This window comes from Tenacibaculum lutimaris (assembly GCF_003610735.1).
Lineage (GTDB): Bacteria > Bacteroidota > Bacteroidia > Flavobacteriales > Flavobacteriaceae > Polaribacter > Polaribacter lutimaris.
Genome location: NZ_RAQM01000004.1, coordinates 1 through 2,051, shown reverse-complemented (window position 1 = coordinate 2,051; position 2,051 = coordinate 1). Strand labels below are relative to the sequence as shown.

Here is a 2,051-nt window from a genome sequence, read left to right as displayed (position 1 = left end):
AGCTTATAATCTGCTACGTCTACAATCTCTGGATCGGTCATGTCGTAATCTCTCGATACTAAGGTAGTTTCGGTATCACTGTTTCCACAATCATCCGTAATAGTGAAGGTATATAATCGATACTGAGTACATCCATCCGCACTATCAGGTTGATCTACTCCGCCATCTGACTGGATTCCTTGTCCGCCTGCTGAACAGTTGTCTGTCCAATCGGTTGTTAGGTTTACTGGCCATGGCGTGTTACAGCCTTCTAGCTTATAATCTGCTACGTCTACAATCTCTGGATTGGTCATGTCGTAATCTCTCGATACTAAGGTAGTTTCGGTATCGCTGTTTCCACAATCATCCGTAATGGTGAACGTATATAATCGATACTGTGTACAACCATCGGCACTGTCAGGTTGATCTACTCCGCCATCTGACTGGATTCCTTGTCCGCCTGCTGAACAGTTGTCTGTCCAATCGGTTGTTAGGTTTACTGGCCATGGTGTGTTACAGCCTTCTAGCTTATAGTCTGCTACATCTACAATCTCTGGATTCGTCATGTCGTAATCTCTCGATACTAAAGTAGTCTCGGTATCACTGTTTCCACAATCATCCGTAATGGTGAAGGTATATAATCGATACTGTGTACAACCATCGGCACTGTCAGGTTGATCTACGCCGCCATCTGACTGGATACCTTGTCCGCCGGCTGCACAGTTGTCTGTCCAATCAGTCGTTAGGTTATCTGGCCATGGTGTGTTACAGCCTTCTAGTTTATAGTCCGCTACGTCTACAATCTCTGGATTGGTCATGTCGTAATCTCTCGATACTAACGTAGTCTCGGTATCACTGTTTCCACAATCATCCGTAATGGTGAACGTATATAATCGATACTGTGTACATCCATCGGCACTGTCAGGTTGATCTACTCCGCCATCTGACTGGATTCCTTGTCCGCCTGCTGAACAGTTGTCTGTCCAATCGGTTGTTAGGTTTACTGGCCATGGTGTGTTACAGCCTTCTAGCTTATAATCTGCTACGTCTACAATCTCTGGATCGGTCATGTCGTAATCTCTCGATACTAAGGTAGTTTCGGTATCACTGTTTCCACAATCATCTGTAATAGTGAACGTATATAATCGATACTGTGTACAACCATCGGCACTGTCAGGTTGATCTACTCCGCCATCTGACTGGATTCCTTGTCCGCCTGCTGAACAGTTGTCTGTCCAATCGGTTGTTAGGTTTACTGGCCATGGTGTGTTACAGCCTTCTAGCTTATAGTCTGCTACGTCTACAATCTCTGGATTGGTCATGTCGTAATCTCTCGATACTAAGGTAGTTTCGGTATCACTGTTTCCACAATCATCCGTAATGGTGAACGTATATAATCGATACTGAGTACAACCATCGGCACTGTCAGGTTGATCTACTCCGCCATCTGACTGGATTCCTTGTCCGCCTGCTGAACAGTTGTCTGTCCAATCGGTCGTTAAGTTATCTGGCCATGGTGTGTTACAGCCTTCTAGCTTATAGTCTGCTACGTCTACAATCTCTGGATTGGTCATGTCGTAATCTCTCGATACTAAGGTAGTTTCGGTATCACTGTTTCCACAATCATCCGTAATGGTGAACGTATATAATCGATACTGTGTACAACCATCTGCACTGTCAGGTTGATCTACTCCGCCATCTGACTGGATTCCTTGTCCGCCTGCTGAACAGTTGTCTGTCCAATCGGTTGTTAGGTTTACTGGCCATGGTGTGTTACAGCCTTCTAGCTTATAATCTGCTACATCTACAATCTCTGGATTGGTCATGTCGTAATCTCTCGATACTAAAGTAGTCTCGGTATCGCTGTTTCCACAATCATCCGTAATGGTGAACGTATATAATCGATACTGTGTACAACCATCGGCGCTGTCAGGTTGATCTACTCCGCCATCTGACTGGATACCTACTCCACCGGCTGAACAGTTGTCTGTCCAATCGGTCGTTAAGTTATCTGGCCATGGAGTGTTACAGCCTTCTAGCTTATAGTCTGCTACATCTACAATCTCTGGATT

At 45.1% G+C, this 2,051-nt stretch carries 1 pseudogene; it reads right to left on the bottom strand.

Annotated elements, in window-relative coordinates:
• Nucleotides 1-2,051, bottom strand: a pseudogene (locus C8N26_RS13430) (hypothetical protein); the annotation flags it as partial.